The sequence below is a fragment of the Limnofasciculus baicalensis BBK-W-15 genome (assembly GCF_024178385.1).
In the GTDB taxonomy this organism is placed as follows: domain Bacteria; phylum Cyanobacteriota; class Cyanobacteriia; order Cyanobacteriales; family Coleofasciculaceae; genus Limnofasciculus; species Limnofasciculus baicalensis.
Map to the genome: position 1 here is coordinate 1 of NZ_JAMZMM010000104.1, position 17,581 is coordinate 17,581.

Here is a 17,581-nt window from a genome sequence, read left to right on the forward strand (position 1 = left end):
CAAGGATTTTGAGCCTAATCGCACTACAACCTGGCACTTGTTTGGCTCAAAAATGATTGAAACCCTTATCTAGCATAGATTATACCTTTATTCAGCAAGCCCTAATTAGGAGAGGGGAGTAATATTGAGTCAGCAGGACTTAGGTCGCGACACCATATATAGTGGGAATGGTCGGTTAGCAAAGCCTAACACACCCTACAAATAGATGCTTTGCGTAAGTCCTGGTCAGTTTAAATCGTCTCAACGGAAGCGAGATACTCGGTTTTTGGATCTTCCCCCCTCTCCTTGCAGGAGAGGGGCTGGGGGAGAGGTTTGGCAATTTAGGGGGTCTCCTTTACCTTTGTCGGCGATGTGTTTATTCCTCCATTTTTATTTTTACGATCTTTATTTGGATTTTTAACTACTTTTGACGTATCAATATCATTGGCTAGGGTTCTTTTCCCTATGTCAATAAACCATTTATACTCAGCAAGTGTTTCTGGTTTAGCAAATTTTTTGCAATCGCTCCACACTTGGTTAGATCTTTCCTTATTTTCCCCAAATTCCAGTGTTTGAGCTAAAAAGCAGTTTGCCATACCTTTTCCTGGTAATTTATCTTCTGGCTTTGGGTCTTTCTTATCAATTTCAATCGCTTCTTTCAATTCTTGTTCAGCTTCTGGATATTTTTTTTGTTTCAACAGCGACCAACCCAGGTTTCTATGAAGTTGGTATTGCAAATCCATCTTATCCCGATCGTTAGTGACACGCTGCAAGCCCATACGGAGGTAGGTTTCTGCTGTCACAGGATCGTTTTTATTAATATAGATCCGACTGATGTTGTTCATCGCTTGAGGATCGCCGAATTTCAAAGCGTGCTTGTACTCTGTTAATGCCTTATCTATATCGCCAATGGATTCGTAAACTGCCCCCAAATTCGTTCGGATATCTACATTACTTGAGTCAAGGCGAATTGCTTGTAAGTATTCGTTTTCTGCCGACTGCAAATCACCTTTATCGTAAAATTCTTGCCCTTTTTTATAATGATAATTACCCCAAGATGGTAGCGATGAGTGGAGTCCATAAGCACCAAGCAACAGCAAGGTGGATAAGCCAAAAGTCACCTCACTGTAGAAATGAGGCGGAATATTCAGCTTTTTCAGAGTTGATTTAACCTTTTCCTTACCATCGCTTGTCAGTGCGCCCTTGCCAACTATGGCGATGCCCCCAGCTTGGGCAATGGTGCCGAATGCTTCTAATACACCTAACCCTCCCACTGACAAATTATGCAATGTGTTTACCATATAGCTACCAGACAAAACCAAAGCCGCAGCAGTCAGGGTATCCCACAACCAGTCATAGTGATCCCAGGGATTGGTTATTTTGGGAGGCTGGAAAAACCACCACCAAGATGACTTTGGTGGCTCCAAACTTTCCTGCCATTCAGCCAAAGCGCCATAAGTGGCGATCGCCTCTCCTTGACTTTTTAATTTACCATCTAACTCAATCAGTCTCGCAATACTATCCTCAGACACTTGTGTTTTTTCTGGTAGCGCTTGAGCTACTGCATCTCGCGCGAGGAGAATTTTGAGGATTTGTTGCTTTGACGGATTAGATGTTGCTTCTGCCATCAGACTTAGGGCTTTAGCGTAGTCTGCGATCGCTTGCTCTAAGTTTGAGGAGATTATTGGCTCGGAAATCGTTTCAGCCATCACTTTATTCTTCTACCATCAGGATTATTCTTCTGCTGTTGTAATTATTGCGGCAAATGCCTCTTTAGCCAAGAGCGGGTGCGATCGCGCCAATAATAGTTTTTCAGTATATATAGTTACTCAATCAAAGACTTTATGAAGCTTACATGAAGTAGACGTAAAGAGTTGATGAAGTTTCCATGAAGTTTCGGATAAACCCTTGTCAACCCAAAATTAATCTGTTTTGCGATTGATGAAACGACAAATGCCCCTCCCTGTGCTTATCCTAGTACTACACCCTGTGCTGATAAAATTACCTTCCCCAACTCTTTTTCCCCACAAACCTTTAACTTTATGGGGATGGATTTCACCTTACAGTTGCTTGGGTTTGGCGATACTCCTAATGGACCTTTTGTCAGTGATTTCATTTCCCAAGAAGGTGGCACTAACTCAACCATGTTATTTGGTAAAATTACCAAGAATCCAAGAACTGTTGTTCCTGAACCTGCAACGCTGAGTGGTTTAGGACTGCTAGGTATCTACTTCATCGCACGTCGTCGCACCAAAAAGGGATAAGCAGTAATCGCTGATTCCGACAACAACCAAGTTAATTAAATAAAGCAAAAAGGGTACGTTGATCGCGCACCCTTTTGCCATGTAATCACCCTATTAAAATTAGAAGTAACTATTGCACAGCCGATGCACCAGTATCTACTGTTAATTGTTCGTTACCGGGTAACTCCAAACAATAGCCCGCACCATAAACAGTTTTGATATATTTAGGATGACGGGGATCTGGTTCTAGTTTGGTTCTCAGATGGCGGATATGAACCCGAATCGTTTCAATATCATCATCTGGATCGTAACCCCAAACTTCTTTGAGAATTTCACTAGGAGATACAGTTTGCCCGTGACGCTGAAGTAAGCAGTGGAGTAATTCAAACTCAAGATGAGTTAATTTTACTGTTTTATCAAACCAAATAGTCTCAAACCTTTCTGGAATCAGGGTTAAAGGACCATAGTCCAGAATTTCGGCGTGCTTTGCTGCTTGGGGAATGCGATCGGTACGTCGGAGTAGGGCACGTACTCGTGCTAGCATTTCTTCTAGTTCAAAGGGCTTTGTCATGTAATCATCAGCACCAGCATTAAAGCCTTCTACCTTATCTTGAGTTTGACCTAGGGCTGTCAACATCAATACCGGAATATCGGAAGTACGCTCATCCCGACGCAGCCGCTGACAGACGGTGAAACCATCCACTTTGGGCAGCATTAAGTCGAGCATAATTAAGTCTGGCAGTATTTGTACAGCAAGAGCCTGTCCCTTGATGCCATCTGGTGCTTGAGTCACGTCGTAACCAGCCATCTCCAGGTTGATGGATACTAATTCAGAAATTGCAGGGTCATCGTCAATTACGAGTATGCGAGGCATCGCTAAAGGAGTTTTCGCTGATTGTGTTTATTAAAGCTCTATACGAACTTCCCGATTATTATAATAATATCTTAATTATTTAGCGTAACTCTCCCCTAATTTAAAAAAAAGCGGTCATTTGCTTATGTGCCGATGGTCAGTGCCGCAATCTTGCCGTTCTTAAGTGTGAAGTTGTAGCGGAGTTGAGTCTGGCTTCCGGGGAAGGTGCATCTGACTTGCGCGGTTGTTATCCATCGTCATCGTTGACTGCAACAGCAATATCGAAATGAAGCACATCTTCGCGTACCCCAAGCTTAGAGTAGAGTGCGATCGCAGGGTTATCCTCTATATCCGCTTGGACGTAAATAACATAGGCTGCTCGTGCTACAGCGATCTTCTTTAATTCTTGGATTAATGCGGTGGCAATGCCTTCCCGTCGATGCGCTGCTGCTACAGCCAGATCGTAAATATAGATTTCACTTCGCTCCTGCTCAAACTTTTGAAGTTCGTAAGCGGCGATTCCTCCCACTACTAATCCATTTTTTAACGCTGCAAGCGCGATGAAATAGTCACTACTTAGCAACCGCTTGAGATAAGCAGTGCTTGGGCGAGACGAGCTATAAGTATCAACTTCGTCGAAAGCCTCACCGAAGGTAGTCAATAGGTCCTCCATAAGTGTCATGTCTTTGGCAGAAAGTTGATGAATGCTAATTGGCTCAGAAGATGACATTTTCTACCTATTAGTTAGAGTGACATAGAAATGTATTGGGTAAACACGAGGAGTGATTAAAACGAGCGGAGTTAGTCCCATTGAACTTACAAGCGTTATTTTGTTCGCTTCACTTCAGTATTATGAATCACCTTGGTGTTTTACAAAAGGTATCAAATGTATCATAAAATCGCGCTTTCCTATTGGCGCTCCTGCCATACGCAGGATATTGTACGCCGTTGTTATATGGAAATAAAAGTTTGGCATCAGAAAATCATTTATATAGGAAAGTCCAGATAATTCTGCGTATAGCCCTTGCCCAAGATCGATCCGATTGAGTTCTGACAGTTTAGAATCAGCAACATTGATACTTGCCAACAACTCCTTAGTAGATGAAATATGACCGCGTGCCTCAACTAGAGAGGCTACATCAGGGTTCAAGTTGTTTGTCGATTGTCCTAAGCACCACAATGCGAAGTTGCGAGGCTGATTGCAAGTAAATGCAATTTGTGTGCCAAAAGGCAACATATCGGGTGCTATGCGACGCTGCAATAGAGACTCCACATCGTCTGCGAAATGACTCTCTGCTATCTTTAAGAGATGGCTCAACGTATCGAGCCTAGAACTGAAGATGTTTTGTAATGCTACGATCTTTTGACTTCCCATGAGATTTCTAGGAGTAATAAGTTGTTTGGTTATCCTGTTGCTTTCACAATGAATCTCAATCCCTGATTCAATTTAATCATTCTAAAATTTCTAACGAAACAGCAGCATAGCGTAGAATATAGGGTCTGCACTTAGTTTCTCGATCGGGGAATGATCTCCCAAAAAACGCTATATAACAATCAAAATCATAAATATCATCACTATACCAACAGTGTGCGACAATTCCATACTCTCCGGTCGTGGGAAGCTTTACTTTCGTACCTGGTTTAATATACTCACCGTTCTCACAACGCCTTCCTTCAGGGCGCTCTCCTCCATGGTAAGCATAAACTTTATATCCATCAACCTGAGTTCGGAGTTCGGAGTACTGAAGTGCCCCTCCAAAAGGCATATATCCATCAACTACCTGAAGCCCGTAAGCGTTTAGAAAAGCATCTGCGCCCTCAATCAATTTTTCAAGGTGTCCAACTGAGCAAGGAACAATTTCTATATCCATGATTCAGCTTTTCTCACTTTAACAATGCTCTCAAATAAAAACACTATATAGTAGAAAAATACCGTATATAGACGATCTATCTCAACCCATTCTTACTCTCCATCAGAATCTCCTTTCTAGATCGATTTCGTCGCACAAATGGTTTTCCCACTCGTCATGCACCAGCCCAAAACTTTTGGGCTTCGCCTCACTTAGCTAACAGAGGATTCCAGACTGGTGACAAAGTTAAAGCTAATTTTTTGAGGGAAATATAAGTGGTTGTTTAACTAAGGCTAGTTGGCGCTGAGTTTGCTCTTTGGCTGCCTGAGCTTCTCGGTAGTCTGGCTTATAGCGCAAAACTTTATCGTAAGCGGCAATAGCTGCCTCATATAATGTGAAATCAACGGCGATCGCATCTCGATCTTGCTGCAAATTTACATAAGCATTTCCCATACTATACCAGGCTTGGTAATGGTCTGGCTTGAGTGCGACAGCTTTTTTGTAGGATGCGATCGCGTCTTGGTATTTTTTTAATATATATAGTGCATTACCGCGATTGTACCAGGCTTGGCTAGAGTCGGGATTATATTGCACTGCTTTATTATAAGAGGTAACTGCATCTTCGTAGCGCTGTAATTGATGCAAAACTCCACCGCGATTAAACCAGGCTTCGGCAGTTTTGGGCTTTAATTTTACTGCTTTATTAAAGGCTTCTAGGGATTGTTCGTATTGTCCGATATTCCGCAAAGCATTACCCTGACTATACCAGGCTTCATATAAATTAGGTTGAAATTGAACTGCTTTTTGATAGGAGGCAGCCGCATCTTGGTACTTTTGTAAGTTAATTAGGCAGTTGGCGCGTTGATACCATGTTTGGGCAGAATCTGGTTTATATTTTACAGATTTATCGTAAGATTCTATCGCCTCTTCATATTGGCGTAAATTCTGAAAAGCCCAACCGCGCTGGTACCAGACTGGGGCATAGTCTGGTTTAATTGCCAGTACTTTATCAAAAGATGCGATCGCGGCTGAAAATCGCTTTAATTTGATCTGTATATTACCCCGATTTTCCCAAACTTCCCCATCCTCTGGTTGCAGCTTGAGTGCTTCATCAAAAGCATTGATTGCTTCCTCATATTGTTCCAATCTATCTAGAGCAATACCTCTACCTTTCCAAGCTGTGGGATAATCTCGTTGAAGTTGAATTACTTTTTCATAGGAATCAAGAGCATCTTTGGATCTATTTAACTTTAACAGTGCATCCCCTTGCCCTTCCCAAGCTTCAGTATATTCTGGTCGAAGTTCCACTGCACGATTATAAGAATCTAGTGCATCTTGATATCGCTTTAACTCAAAGAGAGTTTCCCCACGCTGATAGGAATTGGTAGCATTGGTAGAAGTAAGCCAATTTGCGATCGCAACGCTTCCCACTCCAATAATACTAATCGCACCAATCCCAATTAGTATCTTATAAATAATAGGTTTAGATCCTTTAGATTGGGGAAGAGTAACAGGGGATTGTTTCGATTGGGCTACAGGGGATGGTGTAGGGGGTAAAACAACAGTAGCAGTGGTAGTTTTGCCGATATCCTGCAAAGCTTGTAAAGCAGCCTTAGCCGAGAGATAGCGATCGCGAAAATCATAACGGGTCATTTTATCTAATACTTTAGCAAACTCAGCGGTAACAGTTGCTCGATTTTGCCAGATAATTTCACTATTATCTGGATCGTGGGGTATTTTATAAGGAGGAATACCCGTCACCGCCATAATTCCAATCATCCCGACTGCATAAATATCGCTACTTAATCTAGGATTACCATTGGCTTGTTCGCCCGGTTGATAACCGGGAGTACCAATCGCTACTGTAAAGCTAGTTTGTTTGGCTTGAACTATTTGACTGCTGATTTGTTTTACTGCACCAAAATCAATTAAGACTAACTTACCATCTGACTTGCGTCGAATAATATTGTGAGGATTAATATCTCGGTGAATAACATTATTTTGATGAACGTATTCTAATATCTTTAATATCTCTTGCAGAAGAAAAATTGTCCGGAGTTGAGTAATCGGGTTGGCTGGTATTAGTTCATGACTCAAGTCATTTCCTTCAATGAATTCCTGAACCAAATAAAATTCTTCATCTTCCTCAAAGTAAGCATAAAGCTGAGGAATTTGGTCATGAGTACCTAGCTGATTGAGGATTTTTGCTTCCGTTTCAAATAGCCGCCGTGCTATCTGTAAGGTAAGGGAATCGGTAGCTTGAGGCTTAAGTTGCTTGACGACACAATATTCGTCGCCAGGGAGGTGTTGATCTTTGGCGACAAAGGTTGTACCAAACCCACCTTGCCCGAGTTGGCGAATAATTTTATAGCGCCCACCAATGATTTGTCCAATAGCCACTGTCATGGAGTTTTAGCGATGGCATGTATGACTTACTTGATTTTGGCACAGAATTTTGGTGGAATGGGGGAGTGGGGAGTAGGGAGTGGGGAGTGGGAGATGGCGGAAGATAGCAGAATTGGCTGGAATCCCTTTTCTGGCAACTACAGACAGTCTCGAAAGCCTTTTAGAAGCCAGTATTGTAAAACTTGATTAAGTTGATCGTCAATTCTCGTCATATATATCCAGTTGCTAAACTATCAAAAAATATCGGAGAAGCTGAAAACCCCTGGTTTCTAACCAGGGGATGAAAGCGATATCCGGGCTTTAGCCCGACGTATCCGATTGTTCAAGTTTAAGGGTATCAATCCATTCCTCTTATCTTTCTCTACTGCATATTGTTGTAGCTTATGTTTTCTGCTTTTAGACATCCGAATTATTAGTGTTTTACTTTTCATATTGTATTGACTAAATTAGTACATTAAGTTCTAATTTTAAAGAAAAGGAGGTGATGACAAGTTGTATAGAACAATTCCTGTTAGAGCTAAATTTACGGAAGAAGAGAAAGCCTTCTGGGTTGACCAGTGTGAACATGCCAATAGATTGATTAATTGTGCTGTTTACTATACCCGTCAAACCCATTACGGTCAACTTGAACAGCAAGAGAATGCGTTGACAATTTATTGGTGTGGTGATGAATTGCGTTACGGCTGGAAGACCTACAAGTGCAAAACTTCTTATCTTGAACTCGACAAAGTTCTTAAGGAGAATCCTCACTACAAAGCGATGGGAGCCCCTTGTTGCGATTGGTGCAAGTTATGAGATAGATTCCCTCTTGTTAAGGTATGCCTGTTTCATTAGACTCCCAAACCCGCTCTCGTCGGGTTTTGTCTGTGTAGCGACAGATTGAAATCTGTCGTAAAATTTGAGCATGAAACAGTCCAGGGGTCTAGGGGGATGGGAATCAGATTTTATTAAAATTATCACCTAACTCTTGCTTAAGATCCCTAATAGCGGCACTGGTATTCCTATCGTAAGTAATTTGTATCCCCCTAGCAATTACCTCATGAATATTGATATCTGGGAAATATTTACTTTGCTCTTGAATACAGTATTCTATCCCCTCTAACAGGTAAACTAAAAGTCGTTTTTTTCTCCATAGCCAGACTTCGGGAACTCGATAGGGAAGATAATCATTAACATCAGAATAGCTAGTCACATCAATTTCCAATACCAAATCTGGAGGAGGATCGATAGTCCAGTTAATTCGTTCTTTCCCTGATACAGCTTGCCAATTTTCAATATAAAAACAATAATCTGGCTCAATACCACTCTCTTCTGGAAGTTCCATTGTCACTGGGGTAAAAGCATCATATTCCCGTCCAGTGAAATCCAAGAGAACTTTGATAATATCGGCGATTAGATTGGCATCACGTCCATGTTTAGGTAAGGGAGACATCAGAATAACTTCTCCATGTTGGTATTTAATACGAGGAATCGAGCCATCACCTCGTTGCTGACACAAGACTTGATAATATTGCCAGGTAGCAGGTAATCGGACAACTGCTCCTGCTGGTAGTTGGATTTTCTCAGGCGAGACAAGGGCAAACACAACTTAAACTCCTTTTAGCTACCTATTCAGTACTTACGCAAAGCTTCCATCCGTAGGGTGCGTTATCCTTTGCTAACGCACCATCACTACTACATGTAATGTAGCCTATTAAGTCCTGTAACTATTGCCAGGATAGCGCGGGTTAAAGCTAAAATAAAAAAGGTACACATTAACAGAGAAATCATGATCGAAGTCTTAGACATCAAACGGGACATCGAAACCCTAAATGAGCGCCTGGGTAAAACCCAGGAGTATCTTTGACATCCCAGCTCTGACTGCTAAAATCCAAGATTTAGAGCAGGTGGCGGCTCAACCAGATTTCTGGGATGCTCAAACCTCAGCTCAAGAAACCCTCCAACATCTCAATGACCTCAAATCTAACATCCAGCAATACCATAATTGGCAAGCCAAACTGGAAGATGCTAAGGCAGTTTTGGAGTTATTGGAATTAGAAGTAGATGAAGCACTATTTCAAGAAGCCCAAACCAACCTAAATCAACTCACTCGCGAACTCGATCGCTGGGAGTTGGAACAACTTCTCTCAGGTCCCTATGATAGTAGTGGAGCTGTCTTAACTATTAATGCGGGAGCTGGCGGTACAGATGCTCAAGATTGGGCAGAAATTTTACTGCGAATGTACACTCGTTGGGCAGAAAATCACGGTTACAAAGTGCAACTGGCTGAACTTTCTGAAGGGGACGAGGCAGGCATTAAATCTGTTACATTGGAAATTAATGGACCGCGTGCTTATGGCTACCTGAAGGCAGAAAAGGGAACCCATCGACTGGTGAGAATTTCTCCTTTTAATGCTAATGGCAAGCGACAGACAAGCTTTGCCGGAGTGGAAGTGATGCCTACCCTGGATAAAGATGTAAAACTAGACATTCCCGACAAAGATTTAGACATTAGCACATCCCGTGCTGGAGGCAAGGGCGGGCAAAATGTCAACAAGGTGGAAACCGCTGTTAGGATAGTCCATATTCCCACCGGAATTTCTGTCCGCTGTACTCAAGAGCGATCGCAACTGCAAAATAAAGAAAAAGCTCTCGTTATCCTCAAAGCCAAACTCCTGATTATCGCCCAAGAGCAACGCGCTCAAGAAATTGCCCAAATCCGAGGCGACATGGTTGAAGCCGCTTGGGGTACTCAAATTCGCAATTATGTCTTCCACCCTTACCAACTAGTGAAAGACTTGCGGACAAATTTGGAAACTACTGCCGTTGAGGATGTGGTGAATGGGGAACTTGACCCCTTTATTGAAGCCTATTTACGTCAGGAAAATCAATTGAGTTAATGGGGCAACGGATGGGCAACGGATGGGTAACGGATGTAACGGATGGGCAACGGATGGGTAACGGATGTAACGGATGGGCAACGGATGGGTAGCGGATGGGTAGCGGATGGGTAACGGATGGGTAACGGATGTAGCGGATGGGTAACGGATGGTGAATGGAATCGCTACCTCTACTGCGCTATCCGTTACCTCATCCGAAAAAACCGCCCCCCAATCGACAAACCATCCGTTACATCCGTTACCCATCCGCTGCCAAATTCTATCCGCCCCCACTCCCCAGCACTCCCCAAAAATCAAATTAATTGTTAAGGTAACTATAACATTGATAAATTAGAGCCATAAATACTACCTTTATCTAAATTACCCATTTGTAATGAGTCAATTACCTTCATCCCCGGAAGCCTCAGAACCGAGTCTCAGTCAAACATCCAGTCAAGCAGAAGCGGTATCAACTGAGCCTCAACCCAGTTATGTGAAACTTGCCATGCGGAATATGGTAAGAAAGGGAGGCACATCCCTGGGACATTTTTTCCTGACTACAGTCGGTTTATTGGCTGTACTGCTTGGTCTGGCTTACCTTACCCGTTAGATTGAGATATGAGTACTACCAAAAGCCATATCTGCGGAGAGAAACTTTGTGGAAGTTGAAGTGACAGTACAGGATTATTTCTTTAGCGCCTCTGAGTCGCAGTCAGATGTGACAGAACAATATCCTAACCCAATTCCCACAGAAACCTGGGAAAGCTGGTTTTACCAATGGCTAGACACCATGACATCGGATTTGCCACCAGCACCAAGCTACGAAATCAGCCTTCGCCTCACTGACGATACAGAAATTAAATCTATTAATGGATATTATCGAAACAAAAATCAACCGACAGATGTCTTAGCATTTGCAGCATTGGAGGTAGATGCTCCGGCACTACCACCGGAAATCCAGATGTCGATGCCTCTGTATCTCGGGGATATTGTTATTTCTGTGGAAACCGCTTATCGTCAAGCTATGAGCCAAGGGCATTCCTTAAAAACTGAACTCGCTTGGTTAGCAAGCCACGGTTTACTTCATCTTCTAGGATGGGATCATCCGGATGAAGCCAGTTTAATGAGAATGCTAAATCAGCAGGAAGCTTTACTAGATCTGGTCAATCTGACACTACAAGTATAATCCAGGGAACCTACCTCTAAAAGGAATCAAAGATTTATGGTGTTTAACAAGGCTCATTCTAGCAACTCCCAGTTCCTCCCTTCCAATTCTCTATCTATTTCTCCAGAATTGTTGATGCCGACACCAAACAAACCCAATTCAGCAGTTAAACCTATCCGAGACTTAGCTTGGTGTATTGCCCCCACTTTATTAATTAGTTTTAAATATGCCTGGGCTGGATTTCACTACGCTTTTATCAGCCAACGTAACTTTCGCATCCATACAATCATAGGCACTCTGGCAATTAGCTTGGGTGTCTTTTTACATCTAACTATGGTAGAACTATCCGTAATTGCTTTGACTAGTGGACTGGTGATGGCAATGGAGTTGTTAAATACTGCGATCGAGTCAGTGGTTGACTTAACTGTTAAACAGTCTTACCATGAATTAGCAAAAATTGCTAAAGACTGTGCGGCTGGTGCGGTACTGATATCTGCGATCGCATCTGTGTTGGTGGCTGGTGTACTGATTATCCCACCATTATGGATTCGCCTTCAGCCATTTGTACAATAAGTTGTTATTTGTTGTTTGTTGTTTGTTGTTTCTTGTTGGTTTTTGGTAGTGGGCAATTGCCTTGGAGCCAATTGTTCCTTGTTGGAATAGTAGCTAATCGCTAATACTTTAGAGCTGCTTTATTGTTGGTAACAATTCTTGATTTTCTCTAAAGACTAATTTATTAGTCAATAACTAAAAACAAATAAGCAATAACAAATAACTAAAAACAAATAACCAACAACCAACAACAAATAACCAACAAGGAGTATATTTAATGATTTTAGTTATTGACAATTATGATAGTTTTACATATAATTTGGTGCAGTATTTAGGAGAATTGGGTGCTGAATTGGTTGTAGCCTCTGAGATTCAAGTATACCGTAATGACCAGATTGAAGTTGAGCGAATCAGGGAACTTAAACCTGATGGGATATTGATTTCTCCGGGACCTGGACGACCTGAAGATGCAGGAATTTCTTGTCAATTAATTAGTGAATTAGGTTCAACTTTCCCAATTTTAGGAGTTTGTTTAGGTCATCAAGGTTTGGGAGAAGTATTCGGCGGCAAAGTTGTATCTGCACCGACTTTAATGCACGGCAAAACTTCTGAAATTTATCATACAGGAGTTGGGGTTTTTCAAGGATTACCCAATCCTTTTACGGCAACTCGGTATCATAGTTTGGTCATTGACAGAGCTACTTGTCCCGATGTTTTAGAGATTACAGCTTGGGTGGAGGATGGTACTATTATGGGTGTCAGACACCGGAACTATCCTCAAATAGAAGGAGTCCAATTTCATCCAGAGAGCATTCTCACTAATTGTGGTAAACAGCTATTGCGAAATTTCTTGGCATCCTTGCCAGTTTCGGAACGTCAACCCATGGCGATCGTATAATTTCAGTTATTAGCTGTCCGTAATACAGGCATCTCGCCTGTCTAGGGCTTTGGGGCAGGCAAGATGCCTACCCTACGGACATTTTGATTTTTAGGGGAATAGAGCCATTTTACCTTAACCTAGTTTGAATGTAATCCAAGGACAATTTATTTAAGAAAACGATGAAACGGCGAAAATTAATGCGCTATGCAGGCGCGGGGTTACTCACAACATTGGGGATGGGTTTCGGTGGTGGATTAAATTCCTCAGTTGCCCAGACTACTGGTAGTAATGTGTCTATCCAATGGCTGGGGCATACCTGCTTTTTATTTACTGGTGGTGGGCTGCGCATTCTGGTGAATCCATTTCGCCCTTTGGGTTGTACTGCTGGATATCGCCCACCTCAAGTAGGGGCAGATTTAGTACTCATTAGCAGTCAGTTGCTAGATGAAGGTGCAGCCACAGGTTTGCCAGGAAATCCCCAAATTTTGTTTCAACCGGGGGATTATCGGGTGAGTGACATCCAACTCAAAGGAATTAGTATGCCTCACGATCGCGTCGGTGGGGCACGGTTTGGTAATAATGTAGCTTGGCAATGGATTTACAATGGTGTCAAAGTGCTGCATTTAGGTGGTGCTGCTGCACCAATTGAGCTTGAACAAAAAATATTGATGGGGCGGCCTGATTTATTGCTAGTTCCCGTAGGCGGTGGGGTGAAAGCTTATAATGCTGAAGAAGCAAAAAAGGCGATCGCCAATTTAAATCCTAAAATTATTATTCCCACTCATTTCCGCACAAAGGCAGCGGATGAAGCTACTTGTCAGGATGAGTTTTCTATTGAGCCTGTGGATAATTTTTTGGATAAGATGGCAGGAGTAGAAAATGTTAGAGTCGATCGCGTCAATAGCGATAAAATTTCATTCAAATCAGCCGATTTGCCACAAAATGGAGCGATTATTAAAGTCTTGAGTTACAAGTTTTAGATTGGGAGTGGGGAATGGGGAAGAGAGTTTTGATTTTTGATTTTTGAGTTATAGCAACTGCCAGGGCGGTTAAGTCATTGATCAGAGTCGAAATACACTGACAAAGTGACCAAAAATGCACTAAGCGCCTTGGCGACTGCTATAACTCAATTCGACTGTCTCAGGGATGCAATGGAAGCTGTGCTTCGCACAGCGGCTTAACCGCCCTGGCGGTTGCTATATAGGGTTTGCTGAATAAGAGGAAAAAGACGATATTCAACTGCTTGGGAATTGATAATTGGTGGAAGTTAAAAATTACAATTAACCACATCTACAAGAAGACTTAGCTTAAGTCGGTTGAAACTCACATCTTGCACCAGTTTCAATAAGAGGCGGAGCCTCCCTGCTATTGACATTGGTGCAAGATCTCAATTTTAACGGACTTCAGCTATTAGACAGTGGCTGATAGCCACTGGCGGTTATTAAGAGGGGTGTAAATAAAATGGCTACTATTGATTAACCTCCGCTCTATCCAAAACCGTAACAGTAATAATTTTTTCCTCTGATTTAAGCTGAACTAATTTATCGCCACTACCATCTTTCCCCCACAACTTTACACTATCTAACTGTAAACGGAGGAGCCGCTGTTCGCTGGTAACCATGACAGCTTCAGAGCCTGACGAGGCAGCTACCATCCCCACTAGCATATCTGTAGGTGTTTTAAATTGGAGAGCCTGAGTGCCAATGTCACCTCGATTTCCCCGGCGAATACCATTGACTGGTATGCGTTTTCCATACCCGCGATCGCAAACCAATAAGATATTACCCTCCTGCGGCAGCGTCACGCAACCAACTAACTGTTCGCGAGGAGAAACTCGCACGGCTTGATTTCCTTGAGTAATACGCCCCATCACTGGTATTTGTTGGTCATTAATCTCAAAACGCAGAATTCTACCGTTGCTAGTTCCCAAAAGTAATTGTTCCCCAGTTTTGGCGAATCTAACATACTGTAAACAATCGTCTTCTTTAATTTTGATCAGGGTTAGACCCCGCAGTGTAAGATCGGTTAATTCAGATAAAGATAGACGCTTGATTCGCCCCTGTTGAGTGAGCAAAATTAATGTTGCTGTTTTTGCTGCATCATCTGGGAAAAAATGGGCAACAATTGTTTCTGAACGGACGGCTTCAGGTAATAAATTAACTAAAGGTGTTCCCTGTTTTTGTCCTGCTGCGGGAGGTATATCTCTAACTTTAACAGGATAAGCTTTTCCTCCGCTAGTGATCGCTACCAATTCCTGACTGGTAGGGGTAACTTGAGTCTGAAGGACAAAATCATTGCCTTTCTGTATGGATTGCTTGGATGTTTTCTCTGTTGTAGCACGCTGTCGCTGGACGTATCCTTGGTAGGTAAATTCTACGATGCTTTCCTCTGACTCTATTAATGGTTCGGTAATAGATAGTGAAAGTTGTTTTGAGTTTTGAGTTGGGGCTTCTGACTTTTGAGTTTTGATTTTTGAGTTTTGAGTTGGGGTTTCTGACTTTTGAGTTTTCAGTTTTGAGTTTTGACTTGGTGCTTCTTGATTCTTTGCTGGCTCAGTTTTGAGAGCTATTCTAGTGCGACGGGGGTCAGCATACTTACGTTTGAGCGATCGCAAATCCTTTTTCAAGGTTTTGAGCAACTCTTGTCGGCTGCTGAGTAATCTTTGTAATTCCTCAATTCTTCCTGTTAACTCATCAAATTCTTTCTGTAATTTTTGCCGTTCTAAACCTGTAATCCGTCGCAAGGGCATGGCAAGAATAGCATCAGCTTGAACCTCAGTAATATGTAACTGATTCTGGAGAGAACGATTCGCGGTGGTTCCGTCTGGAGCATTTTTAAGCACTTCAATGGCGGTATCTAGCTGAGACAAACAACTCAGTAACCCTTCCACAAGATGAAGGCGTTTTTGTTCCTGTTGGAGTTCGTAAGTATATTGCCGAGTGAGGGTTTGCTCTCGGAATTGCAAGAACTCCTGTAATAACTCACGCAGGGTTAGCTGACGGGGTTGTCCATCCACCAGCGCCAACATAATTGCCCCGAAGTTGCTTTGCAGAGCAGTTTGCTTGTAGAGTTCATGAAGAACATGATTAGGCTGGGTATCCCGTTTCAGTTCGATGACCACACGCATTCCAGTGCGATCGCTTTCGTCTCGCAAATCAGAAATTCCTTCGATCCGTCCCAGATTAACCAGTTCAGCTACTTTCTCAATCCAGGCAGCTTTATTCACCTGATAAGGTAATTCGGTCACGACAATCGCTGTTCGTCTTCCCTTCCGGACACGACCAACTTCAATCTCTTCAATATGTGTAATGCCCTGCACCACGACACTCCCCCTACCCGTGCTATAGACATCCCGAATCCCAGATGTTTCGATAATTTTTCCCCCAGTAGGAAAATCAGGCCCAGGAATCAGTTTCCACAATTTACGATCTTCCAAATCTGGTTGGTCAATCAAAGCAATTAAACCATCAACCACTTCCGACAAGTTGTGAGGCGGAATATTGGTTGCCATACCCACAGCAATGCCAGAACAGCCATTAAGCAATAATATGGGTAACTGAGCAGGTAATACTGTTGGTTCTTGCTGGGAGCTATCAAAGTTGTCGATAAAATCAACTGTGGCTTCGCCAATTTCTGAAAGGAGTGCTTCATGACTGACAGGAGACAATCGGGTTTCGGTGTAACGCATTGCGGCTGGCGGATCGTTGTCCACGGAGCCAAAGTTGCCATGGCCGGCCAAGAGAGGATACCGTGTTGAAAATTCCTGGACTAGCCTCACCAAGGCATCGTACACAGCTTGATCTCCGTGGGGGTGGTATTTGCCTAACACATCTCCCACCACACGAGCGCATTTACGATAAGGTCGATCTGGTGTTAAACCTAATTCGTGCATGGCATATAAAATCCGCCGATGGACTGGTTTTAAACCGTCGCGCACATCGGGCAAGGCACGCCCAACGATCACACTCATGGCATATTCAAGATAGGACCGTTGCATCTCGGCATGGAGGGCGGTGGGGATGACCTGTCCGGTCGCCAGCAGGTTCAACTGTTTAGCCATGAGTTATTTTCCCTAGTTTGCGATCGTAATGTGATGACGAAATGATTTTTAAATGGCAACTAACTTAAGTCCCTGTCAGACTTATGATCGAATCGCATTTTTCAAAAAAAAGACGACTTTCTTGATGCAACGCCCATGAAAACCGTTCTGATTGTAGAAGACGACCCAATTAATCTTCGCGTTTTTTCTAAGATTCTCACCAAGCGTGGTGGATTGAATGTTAAAGGGACTGAAGATGTAGAAGAGGTCATGAGAATTGTCCAGTCTGGAGGAGCTGATATTATTTTGATGGATGTTTCCCTTGCTCACAGTTCTTACCGAGGTATGCCAGTTGATGGGATTAAGATTACCCAAATGTTAAAATCCGATCCTCAAACTGCCTATTTGCCGATTATATTGGTCACAGCTCACGCTATGGAGGGGGATCGAGAAAATTTCTTAAAGCAGAGTGGGGCAGATGGCTACATCTCCAAACCTGTTGTGGATCATCAAAAGTTTGTCGATCAGATTGTGGCACTATTACCAAAATAGCGATCGCACTCTTGTCTTAAGATGCCTACTCGAACAATTGTGGTAGTCTTCATCATGCTCATCCTAACGTCAAATTGAGTTGTCCCCACCAGGACTTACCCCCAGCAGCTACAGATAGGATAAGTATTTTTACCCTCATCCTACATGTCGTTTTTTCATGCCTAGGTGGTGCAAGTCCTGAGTGAGTCAGCTCTATTTTTGTAC

The 17,581-nt window shown here is 42.8% G+C and carries 18 protein-coding genes and 1 pseudogene; 10 read left to right on the forward strand and 9 right to left on the reverse strand.

Features of this window, described 5'->3' with window-relative positions; translation table 11 throughout:
- Positions 1 to 320: 320 nt before the first annotated feature.
- Positions 321 to 1,688 (reverse strand): tetratricopeptide repeat protein, encoded by a 1,368-nt coding sequence (locus NJ959_RS12355; RefSeq protein ID WP_254012057.1) that lies wholly within the window; start codon positions 1,686 to 1,688, stop codon positions 321 to 323.
- A gap of 228 nt (positions 1,689 to 1,916) precedes the next feature.
- Here NJ959_RS12355 and NJ959_RS30430 point away from each other — a divergent pair, with 228 nt between their 5' ends.
- Positions 1,917 to 2,243 (forward strand): choice-of-anchor K domain-containing protein, encoded by a 327-nt coding sequence (locus NJ959_RS30430; RefSeq protein WP_254012072.1) that lies wholly within the window; start codon positions 1,917 to 1,919, stop codon positions 2,241 to 2,243.
- 109 nt (positions 2,244 to 2,352) lie between these two features.
- On the opposite strand, the gene rpaA is transcribed toward NJ959_RS30430, so the two are convergent.
- The 5 genes from rpaA to NJ959_RS12385 all read right to left on the reverse strand — a co-directional run bounded on the left by rpaA (position 2,353) and on the right by NJ959_RS12385 (position 7,331).
- Positions 2,353 to 3,096, reverse strand: a complete 744-nt coding sequence (gene rpaA, locus NJ959_RS12365; protein WP_254012058.1) for a two component system response regulator RpaA — start codon at positions 3,094 to 3,096, stop codon at positions 2,353 to 2,355.
- 226 nt (positions 3,097 to 3,322) lie between these two features.
- Positions 3,323 to 3,805, reverse strand: a complete 483-nt coding sequence (locus tag NJ959_RS12370) for an AAC(3)-I family aminoglycoside N-acetyltransferase (RefSeq protein ID WP_256529106.1) — start codon at positions 3,803 to 3,805, stop codon at positions 3,323 to 3,325.
- Between the two features lie 120 nt (positions 3,806 to 3,925).
- The gene (locus NJ959_RS12375) at positions 3,926 to 4,450 is read right to left on the reverse strand and encodes a DUF1993 domain-containing protein (RefSeq protein WP_254012059.1); all 525 of its coding nucleotides are present in this window, start codon (positions 4,448 to 4,450) and stop codon (positions 3,926 to 3,928) included.
- Between the two features lie 76 nt (positions 4,451 to 4,526).
- Positions 4,527 to 4,946 (reverse strand): hypothetical protein, encoded by a 420-nt coding sequence (locus NJ959_RS12380; RefSeq protein WP_254012060.1) that lies wholly within the window; start codon positions 4,944 to 4,946, stop codon positions 4,527 to 4,529.
- Positions 4,947 to 5,177: 231 nt separating this feature from the next.
- Positions 5,178 to 7,331 (reverse strand): serine/threonine-protein kinase, encoded by a 2,154-nt coding sequence (locus NJ959_RS12385; RefSeq protein WP_254012061.1) that lies wholly within the window; start codon positions 7,329 to 7,331, stop codon positions 5,178 to 5,180.
- Between the two features lie 21 nt (positions 7,332 to 7,352).
- Between NJ959_RS12385 and NJ959_RS12390 the strand changes: the two genes are divergently transcribed.
- Positions 7,353 to 7,517, forward strand: a complete 165-nt coding sequence (locus NJ959_RS12390) for a hypothetical protein (protein ID WP_254012062.1) — start codon at positions 7,353 to 7,355, stop codon at positions 7,515 to 7,517.
- A 306-nt stretch (positions 7,518 to 7,823) separates the two neighbouring features.
- Positions 7,824 to 8,099: pseudogene (locus NJ959_RS12395) on the forward strand (RNA-guided endonuclease TnpB family protein); the annotation flags it as partial.
- Positions 8,100 to 8,268: 169 nt separating this feature from the next.
- Here the strand turns inward: NJ959_RS12395 and NJ959_RS12400 are convergent.
- On the reverse strand, positions 8,269 to 8,916 hold the full coding sequence (locus NJ959_RS12400) for a Uma2 family endonuclease (RefSeq protein ID WP_254012063.1): 648 nt from the start codon (positions 8,914 to 8,916) through the stop codon (positions 8,269 to 8,271).
- A 186-nt stretch (positions 8,917 to 9,102) separates the two neighbouring features.
- Here NJ959_RS12400 and prfB point away from each other — a divergent pair.
- Positions 9,103 to 10,210, forward strand: a protein-coding gene (gene prfB, locus NJ959_RS12405; RefSeq protein ID WP_254012074.1) for a peptide chain release factor 2 whose coding sequence is annotated in 2 segments (ribosomal slippage) — positions 9,103 to 9,174 and positions 9,176 to 10,210 — 1,107 coding nt in all. Because the reading frame shifts where the segments join, the coding sequence is not laid out codon by codon here.
- Here prfB and NJ959_RS12410 read toward each other — a convergent pair.
- Entirely contained in the window at positions 10,184 to 10,483 is a 300-nt protein-coding gene (locus tag NJ959_RS12410) for a hypothetical protein (protein WP_254012064.1), read from the reverse strand. The two genes, prfB and NJ959_RS12410, sit on opposite strands and share 27 nt — an antisense overlap.
- A gap of 100 nt (positions 10,484 to 10,583) precedes the next feature.
- Here NJ959_RS12410 and NJ959_RS12415 point away from each other — a divergent pair, with 100 nt between their 5' ends.
- The 5 genes from NJ959_RS12415 to NJ959_RS12435 all read left to right on the forward strand — a co-directional run bounded on the left by NJ959_RS12415 (position 10,584) and on the right by NJ959_RS12435 (position 13,766).
- Entirely contained in the window at positions 10,584 to 10,799 is a 216-nt protein-coding gene (locus tag NJ959_RS12415; RefSeq protein WP_254012065.1) for a DUF3285 domain-containing protein, read from the forward strand.
- A gap of 48 nt (positions 10,800 to 10,847) precedes the next feature.
- Positions 10,848 to 11,375, forward strand: a complete 528-nt coding sequence (ybeY, locus tag NJ959_RS12420) for an rRNA maturation RNase YbeY (RefSeq protein WP_254012066.1) — start codon at positions 10,848 to 10,850, stop codon at positions 11,373 to 11,375.
- Between the two features lie 36 nt (positions 11,376 to 11,411).
- Positions 11,412 to 11,927, forward strand: coding sequence for a diacylglycerol kinase (locus NJ959_RS12425; protein WP_373693652.1), 516 nt, complete (start codon positions 11,412 to 11,414; stop codon positions 11,925 to 11,927).
- Positions 11,928 to 12,183: 256 nt separating this feature from the next.
- The gene (locus tag NJ959_RS12430) at positions 12,184 to 12,804 is read left to right on the forward strand and encodes an anthranilate synthase component II (RefSeq protein WP_254012068.1); all 621 of its coding nucleotides are present in this window, start codon (positions 12,184 to 12,186) and stop codon (positions 12,802 to 12,804) included.
- 161 nt (positions 12,805 to 12,965) lie between these two features.
- Positions 12,966 to 13,766, forward strand: coding sequence for an MBL fold metallo-hydrolase (locus NJ959_RS12435; protein WP_254012069.1), 801 nt, complete (start codon positions 12,966 to 12,968; stop codon positions 13,764 to 13,766).
- Between the two features lie 488 nt (positions 13,767 to 14,254).
- Here NJ959_RS12435 and NJ959_RS12440 read toward each other — a convergent pair whose 3' ends face one another.
- Positions 14,255 to 16,846 (reverse strand): DNA gyrase/topoisomerase IV subunit A, encoded by a 2,592-nt coding sequence (locus NJ959_RS12440; RefSeq protein WP_254012070.1) that lies wholly within the window; start codon positions 16,844 to 16,846, stop codon positions 14,255 to 14,257.
- A 135-nt stretch (positions 16,847 to 16,981) separates the two neighbouring features.
- On the opposite strand from NJ959_RS12440, the gene NJ959_RS12445 reads away from it, so the two are divergent.
- On the forward strand, positions 16,982 to 17,377 hold the full coding sequence (locus NJ959_RS12445; RefSeq protein WP_254012071.1) for a response regulator: 396 nt from the start codon (positions 16,982 to 16,984) through the stop codon (positions 17,375 to 17,377).
- Positions 17,378 to 17,581 lie beyond the last annotated feature (204 nt).

Excerpts from the sequence above, each read along its gene's own strand:
- NJ959_RS12355 (WP_254012057.1), bottom strand. The coding sequence starts at position 1,688 with ATGGCTGAAACGATTTCCGAGCCAATAATCTCCTCAAACTTAGAGCAA.
- rpaA (WP_254012058.1), bottom strand. The coding sequence starts at position 3,096 with ATGCCTCGCATACTCGTAATTGACGATGACCCTGCAATTTCTGAATTA.
- NJ959_RS12370 (WP_256529106.1), bottom strand. The coding sequence starts at position 3,805 with ATGTCATCTTCTGAGCCAATTAGCATTCATCAACTTTCTGCCAAAGAC.
- NJ959_RS12375 (WP_254012059.1), bottom strand. The coding sequence starts at position 4,450 with ATGGGAAGTCAAAAGATCGTAGCATTACAAAACATCTTCAGTTCTAGG.
- NJ959_RS12380 (WP_254012060.1), bottom strand. The coding sequence starts at position 4,946 with ATGGATATAGAAATTGTTCCTTGCTCAGTTGGACACCTTGAAAAATTG.
- NJ959_RS12385 (WP_254012061.1), bottom strand. The coding sequence starts at position 7,331 with ATGACAGTGGCTATTGGACAAATCATTGGTGGGCGCTATAAAATTATT.
- NJ959_RS12390 (WP_254012062.1), top strand. The coding sequence starts at position 7,353 with ATGACTTACTTGATTTTGGCACAGAATTTTGGTGGAATGGGGGAGTGG.
- NJ959_RS12415 (WP_254012065.1), top strand. The coding sequence starts at position 10,584 with ATGAGTCAATTACCTTCATCCCCGGAAGCCTCAGAACCGAGTCTCAGT.
- NJ959_RS12425 (WP_373693652.1), top strand. The coding sequence starts at position 11,412 with ATGGTGTTTAACAAGGCTCATTCTAGCAACTCCCAGTTCCTCCCTTCC.
- NJ959_RS12430 (WP_254012068.1), top strand. The coding sequence starts at position 12,184 with ATGATTTTAGTTATTGACAATTATGATAGTTTTACATATAATTTGGTG.
- NJ959_RS12435 (WP_254012069.1), top strand. The coding sequence starts at position 12,966 with ATGAAACGGCGAAAATTAATGCGCTATGCAGGCGCGGGGTTACTCACA.
- NJ959_RS12440 (WP_254012070.1), bottom strand. The coding sequence starts at position 16,846 with ATGGCTAAACAGTTGAACCTGCTGGCGACCGGACAGGTCATCCCCACC.
- NJ959_RS12445 (WP_254012071.1), top strand. The coding sequence starts at position 16,982 with ATGAAAACCGTTCTGATTGTAGAAGACGACCCAATTAATCTTCGCGTT.